General features: G+C 42.0%; 6 protein-coding genes and 1 pseudogene. 3 read left to right on the forward strand and 4 right to left on the reverse strand.

Annotated elements, in window-relative coordinates; all coding sequences use genetic code 11:
- Positions 1-7 precede the first annotated feature (7 nt).
- The 3 genes and pseudogenes from FQV28_RS06955 to FQV28_RS06965 all read right to left on the reverse strand — a co-directional run bounded on the left by FQV28_RS06955 (position 8) and on the right by FQV28_RS06965 (position 4,034).
- The gene (locus FQV28_RS06955) at positions 8-2,785 is read right to left on the reverse strand and encodes a bifunctional diguanylate cyclase/phosphodiesterase (protein ID WP_146494932.1); all 2,778 of its coding nucleotides are present in this window, start codon (positions 2,783-2,785) and stop codon (positions 8-10) included.
- A 384-nt stretch (positions 2,786-3,169) separates the two neighbouring features.
- Positions 3,170-3,544: a hypothetical protein gene (locus FQV28_RS06960; RefSeq protein ID WP_146494934.1), complete on the reverse strand. Its 375-nt coding sequence runs from the start codon at positions 3,542-3,544 to the stop codon at positions 3,170-3,172.
- A 48-nt stretch (positions 3,545-3,592) separates the two neighbouring features.
- Positions 3,593-4,034: pseudogene (locus FQV28_RS06965) on the reverse strand (NUDIX hydrolase).
- Positions 4,035-4,170: 136 nt separating this feature from the next.
- Between FQV28_RS06965 and FQV28_RS06970 the strand changes: the two are divergent.
- The 3 genes from FQV28_RS06970 (at position 4,171) to FQV28_RS06980 (ending at position 6,331) form a co-directional block, all read left to right on the forward strand.
- Positions 4,171-4,827: an HAD family hydrolase gene (locus tag FQV28_RS06970; RefSeq protein ID WP_146494936.1), complete on the forward strand. Its 657-nt coding sequence runs from the start codon at positions 4,171-4,173 to the stop codon at positions 4,825-4,827.
- Positions 4,817-5,434 (forward strand): NUDIX hydrolase, encoded by a 618-nt coding sequence (locus FQV28_RS06975; protein WP_146494938.1) that lies wholly within the window; start codon positions 4,817-4,819, stop codon positions 5,432-5,434. Before FQV28_RS06970 ends, FQV28_RS06975 begins: the two co-directional genes overlap by 11 nt.
- 81 nt (positions 5,435-5,515) lie before the next feature.
- Complete coding sequence (locus tag FQV28_RS06980) at positions 5,516-6,331, forward strand: lipid II flippase Amj family protein (RefSeq protein ID WP_186763801.1); 816 nt, start codon at positions 5,516-5,518, stop codon at positions 6,329-6,331.
- Between the two features lie 57 nt (positions 6,332-6,388).
- Here the strand turns inward: FQV28_RS06980 and FQV28_RS06985 are convergent, their stop codons facing one another.
- Entirely contained in the window at positions 6,389-6,496 is a 108-nt protein-coding gene (locus tag FQV28_RS06985) for an IS3 family transposase (protein ID WP_370455119.1), read from the reverse strand.
- Positions 6,497-6,503: the final 7 nt, after the last annotated feature.

Here is a 6,503-nt window from a genome sequence, read left to right on the forward strand (position 1 = left end):
TCTCCTCCTATTTTGTCTCTGAAGTATCGATTAAGTATTTTTGTTCCAGCTCTTTGGCTTTGATCGGCCTGCTGAAGAAATAACCTTGCATAATCGTGCAGTTTTTTGACAAGAGGAAGTCCAGTTGCTCTTCTGTCTCTACCCCTTCAGCAATAACATTTAAATTCAGGTTTTGGGCTAAAGTAATGATGGTGTTCGTAATTGCCGCGTTATCATTATCTTCGACCACATCTTGAATAAAGGATCTATCGATTTTCAATGCGTCAATCGGAAAGTTCTTCAAATAGCCGAGCGACGAATAACCGGTGCCAAAGTCATCGATGGCAATCTTTACGCCTAAATCCTTTAATTGCCTCATTTTTCGCATCGTGATTTCGGTGTTTTTGATGATTTGGTTTTCCGTCAACTCAATATGCAAGTATTCGGGGGACAAGCCCACGTCTTCTAACATTTCCTTCACCATGGCAACCAAATTATCTTCTTCAAATTGAAGGCCTGATAAATTGACGGACATGCACAGGGACGTATGCCCGTGTTCTTGCCATTTTTTTAATTGTTTGCAGGAATTTCTCAAAACCCATTCGCCAATCGGAATGATCAAGCCCGTTTCTTCTGCAATCGGTATGAAATCTGCAGGCGAGATTATTCCCTCCGTTGGATGCACCCAGCGCAGCAACGCTTCTACTCCAATCATCACATTGGATTTGCTGTCAATCTGCGGCTGATAATAAATGACCAGTTCATTGTTATCCAACGCTTTATACAAAGCATTTTCCAACTTAATGCTTGCCATATTGCGGTTGCTCATTTCACTTTCAAAGAAATGGTAATGGGTACCGGATTTTTCTTTCGACTTGTACATCGCAGCATCAGCGTTTTTAATCAGCGCTTCCGCAGTTTCACCATCTTCCGGATACACACTGATGCCAATACTCGTTTTCACGTAAACTTCATTGCCTTTAAGAGAGAAAGGCTTTGCAAACGAAGCAATGACTTGTTCAACCACCATCAAGACGTCATATTTGCCAAAAATGTCCGGCAGGACGATAGTAAATTCATCGCCGCCTTGACGCGAAACGATTGCTTTGCGGGGCACGCTTGCGCTCAAACGTTTCGCCACTTCACGCAAAAGTATATCTCCGTAGCTATGTCCCAGACTATCATTGACCAACTTAAAGCGATCCAAGTCCAAGTAAAGGAGCGCAAGTTTTTGGTCGCTTCCATGAACAGCATTCAGTTCCTGATTGATTTTGTCGTTCAGCAGCACCCGGTTTGGAAGTTCAGTTAAACTGTCGTAATAGGCAAGATGCTTTATTTCTTCTTCCAAATGCTTCCGTTCCGTAATATCCCTAAAAGTGACAACTTCCCCAAGAATTTTGTCTCCTTCTTTAATGAGAGAAATCACGTATTCAACTGAGAAACTGGATTGGTCTTTTTTAAAGAATTTTTGATTCATTTCCGGATAAATTGCCGTTGTACCGGAATCCTTCTTCTGCTCGAAAATAATATCGGAAGGCTTTCCGATCAGTTCGCCTTTCTCATAACCGAGCATCGTTTCGCTTGCTGGATTACAGAACGTAATGTTTCCTTCTAAATCCAATCCGAAAATTCCTTCTCCGGCTGAATTCAGTATTAACTCTCTTTCACGGCTGAGATTTTCCAGTTCTGTCACTACGCGTTCGAGTTCACTGTTTTTAATCCGGATTTCAGAAGTCCGCTCCTCAATAATCATCTCCTGCTTTTCCATATACAACAAATTGGACAAAGTGGATGCTGTAGCGTCGGCAATCGATTGGGCCAATTGGATATCGGCTTCCGGAAAGGACATTTTACTTTTTTCAAGTTCCGGAACCGCCAGTGCCCCCAATACTTCCCCCGTCGCAACCAATGGAAGCATGAGCATGCCTTTTATGCCGAACTTTTTACAAATTTCGTGGTTGGGCCTGTTGTCAGCAAATACGTCAGGAATCAGCAGTGGCCGTTTTGTCTTTACCACTTCTTGGAGGACTGCATCATTTGTTTGGTCGATATGGTCTTCACCATGGGTCTTGATCCATTCTTCTTCCGTCCACTCGCTTTCCCGGCTTAAATTGGCTGGTTTTATTTTCATGCCGGCCATCGGGTCAAGCAAATGCACACCAGTATTGAAGTTATTCAATACCCTTCCAACGTAATGAAAACATTTATCCAAAACTTCTTGCATCGTCGAACACATTGACAAATCGCGCGTTAAATCGAGCAATAATTGCTTTTCCGCAATCAAGTTTTCTTTCCGGGTCAAGTTGGTCGCGTTTCGGACAGCAACACCCGCCATATTCACGTATGCTTCCACTGTTTGTATTTCATCTTCCGTCAAATCCATGGTAATGCCGTAATCAAACAAATAAACCAATCCGAACAATTCATCCTCGTAGGTGATTGGAAGAACGAGTAGAGATTTGATTTTAAAACCTTCCACTGCTCGCGGGTCTGGGCGTTTATCCCTTGAAGTATCAGGAATGTAGATCGTTTTTTTAGTTTCGATCACTTCTTTTGCCAACAAATCATAGTCCATGTCAATCACATGCATATCGAGCGTCATTCCATTGATGACTTCCGGTTTTCCAACATAGCCCCTGAACTGTCCATCCGCCTGCGGAAGATAGATACCTACAGAGTCGCATTGCACTATTTCTTCTGAAATGGCTAACGTTACCTGCTCAAGCACTTCCCGTAATTGAAGTTTCGAATTGATTAATTTTGTAATATGCGCAAGACGAGAGTATCTTGTTTGTTCCTCAAGCATTTGCCCACTCTCCAGTTCTTTACTTTTTGTGTTCTACCCGGTTCTAATTTGAACGCAGTCTGCCCGAATTTCCCGGTACTTTCTGACCAGCGGTTATTAGACCATTCAACCTTACACTATGTGTATATAATACTGTATAGCAGTCATTTTTAATATAAGGAAATCCAAATAAAGTTTATGTTAATTTTTAACATCATTATTAAAAAACAAGAATTAGCTTCAATACAACCTTTTGTTATAGGGCAATGGCAGTTAATACAAATCCATGCTCTAAAAATAAAAGAGAACTGCTGTTTTGAGCTGTTCTCTTTTTCGAAAATCTGATATGTTCCAATACCATTCAACTTAAAGTACATTTCGTCTTCTTTTTCTGCTCTAATTTCTTTATTCGATTTCCAAGCTGGTCTTTGATACAGAGATTACTTCGATCTCAGAACAGTAGAAGCTAAGTGTGTTGTTTTCATTGTCTTGGACTTCGTATTTGATATTTTCCCACCCTTTTTTCCGTAAATCTCTAATTGCAAGATTGACCGGCTGAAAATAACCTAAGCTTTCAAACCGGATATTCTGTGGTTCGCGAAAACGGAATTGCACAAGGTACATGCCCTCTGCTGATTCCACTATAAAATCGATATCCAGCAAAGAACTGTAAATATCCAAGTCTTTTATGAAGCTTAAGTTGAAGTTGGTAATGCATTTAATATCGGCATAAGAAAAGTCAGTTACATAACGAGTAAGCAGTCCATTATTCTTAATCAATGTTATCCCCTTTACATTCTGCTGATTATGGCTTAGCGTAAAATATCACTATTTTAAATAAGAACTTAAATAAACACGGTATTCTTCTGTTAGTCCTTCTGGCATATGCTCAATATCAAAAAAAACGAAGTTCCTGGGATTCTGAGAGGTCCGGAACCAGTTTCCCAGCTATTTGGTTGGTTTGAAAAACTGCGGTGACCGAGTAAAGTTCATCTCCATTGGGAAGTTTATAATGAAACTCCTGTCCCGAAAAAATCCCTAATAACTTTAGGCCAGCTATTTCAAGCCCTGTCTCTTCTTTTACTTCTCTTTTCGCAGTTTCCTCCAAGCTTTCCCCTAACTCCATCAACCCGCCAGGCAAGCCCCATCCTCCATCCTTCCTGTGCTGCAGTAAGACTTGGTTTTGTTTATTGAAAGCGATTACTACTGCTCCTGGAAGAATGAGCGGTAAATGCCCTACTTTCTTCCGTAATTCTGCTACATAATCCACAAACTTACACCCCTTAGGCAGAATGACAATTTTCCTGCAGCTATTTTATGTTATTTTTCTTTTTGGTGATATTAACCTATTATATATACTATAGAACAAATCAAAAGATTCAAACAGACTTTTTAGGAGGCTAGCCATGCTTAAAGCAATTATTTTTGATTTTGATGGAACTTTGGCAAATACATTGCCTGTTTGCGATGCTGCTTTTCAAAAAGTATTCAAGACGTTTGATCAACGAGACCTTACATCAGCGGAAATAAGGGCGATGTTCGGACCGTCTGAAACCGGTATCATCCGCCAGAATCTAAAACACAGGGACCAAGAAAAAGCGATTGACTTGTATTATTCAACCTATATGGAGCATCATGCCGATTTAGTAAAAGAAAGCGGTGAAATTAGCTCGTTGCTCCTCCACCTTAAAAATCAAGGGCTTAAAATCGGCATCGTCACTGGGAAAGCCAGGCGGAGTTTGGATATTTCCTTGCAGGCTCTACGGATGGAAGCGCTGTTTGATGCAATAATTACAGGCGATGACGTCGACAAGCCCAAACCGCATCCAGAAGGCCTTCACAAAGCATTGCACTTACTGAACGCGGCGAGTGATGAAGCGGTATTTATCGGGGACAGCGACGCAGATATTGAAGCGGGACAAAAAGCGAATGTCTACACGATTGGTGTGCACTGGCTGCCAGACTTTCAAACGGCCATGTTTTCCATTGAGCCGGACGCTGTATTAAAATCCGTTGCTGAATTTTTAGGACTACTGGAAAGAGGTGCTTCTTTTGAGCGTTAAATGGCTGGAATGGGCCCAGCGGATTCAATCCTTATCCCAGGCAGGGCTTGCTTTTTCGAAAAATGGCTATGATATCGAACGGTATGAAGAACTCAGAACCATCAGCACTGAGATTATGCAAGAGCATACCGGTCTTGAAATGGAAAAACTTAAAGATTTGTTCGCAAGCGAAAGCGGTTATCAAACCCCTAAAGTTGATATTCGTGGTGCAGTCTTCCGGAATGGCCAGATTCTTATGGTCAAAGAAGTCATAGACGGTAAATGGGCACTGCCTGGCGGTTTTTGCGATGTCGGTTTATCACCGGCAGAAAATATTGTTAAGGAGATTAAGGAAGAATCGGGCTTTGAAGTGGTTCCTATCAAATTGCTGGCGCTATTGGATTTAAAAAAACATGGCAATCCTGCGCAACCTTATCATTATTATAAAGTCTTTATACAGTGCGGCATTGTCGGCGGACAAGCTGAAAATGGCCTAGAGACAGATGATGTCCGGTTCTATAGCGAAAATGACTTGCCGGAATTGTCGCTTGCCCGCAACACGGAAACGCAAATCCGTTTGCTTTTTGATTTTTTGAGAGATCCACATAAAGAAGCAGTATTCGATTAACATTTGCCACAAAGACCGCTTCCCTCTTACCGCCTTAAACTTGAAGGCTGTTAGGAAGAAAAACTAAAGAAGGTCATCTAATTGGAATTGCTCACTGAAAAGTTGTTATTGATCGCATTGTTCGTCTTGATCATCCATTCAATTGAAACACTTGCTTACGCTGTCCGGCTGTCAGGTGCGCGGGTGAGGCTGCTTGCTTCCGCCTTATCGCTTTTTAACGTCATGGTCATGGTTTCCCGGCTCGCCAATATGATGCAGCAGCCGTTTACCGGAAGTTTAGTCGACGCCGCACCAGCGGCAAATGCATTGGCATTTGTTGAGAACCAGTATCGCGTCATCATCGGTTCTTCAACACTTGGTACGATAGTAGGCATCCTGCTTTTGCCGACGTTCATTTCGATTTTTTCAAGAGCCATCATTCACTTGTCCGAAGAGCGGGGCTCCCTTCCCCGATTGGCCAAAAAAGGGCTGACCATCGAATACATAAAACGCGGCATCACCCATATTCAAATTCCCAGGCTGTCGTATTTAAAAAACATCTCATTAAAAGACATTCCGGTGAAATTGTTCCTTATCAATATGGTAATCACCGCCATTTATACAATCGGCGTATTGGCCGCGTTATATGCTGCGATCCTTGTTCCCGAAAGAGCGACAACTGCCATTATGGCTTCGGGACTGATCAATGGCTTGGCGACCATTTTGCTGATCGTTTTCGTCGATCCGAAAATTTCCGTACTGGCAGATGATGTCATCAATCAACGCGGAAGCTACCTTCACTTGAAAAGTGTAGCTTTAATGATGATCACTTCCCGTCTGTTCGGAACCATACTTGCCCAGCTTTTCTTTTTGCCCGGCGCAAAATACATTGCATGGTTCACCAAATTCATCGTATAAAAACCCCGCTCATCGAAAATGGACTGACCCGTTAATTTGAGACACAAGAAAAAACACCTAGACTGCCATTGTCCGGTATTCAACCGGAGAGTGGCAGTTTAATTTTTGGAACGGTCGGATGTAGTTGTAATAATACATGTAATCTTCAACTTTTTGTTGTACAATGGCAGTG

Source organism: Planomicrobium sp. CPCC 101079 (assembly GCF_007859275.1).
Classification (GTDB): Bacteria; Bacillota; Bacilli; order Bacillales_A; family Planococcaceae; genus Planococcus.

Excerpts from the sequence above, each read along its gene's own strand:
- FQV28_RS06955 (WP_146494932.1), bottom strand. The coding sequence starts at position 2,785 with ATGCTTGAGGAACAAACAAGATACTCTCGTCTTGCGCATATTACAAAA.
- FQV28_RS06970 (WP_146494936.1), top strand. The coding sequence starts at position 4,171 with ATGCTTAAAGCAATTATTTTTGATTTTGATGGAACTTTGGCAAATACA.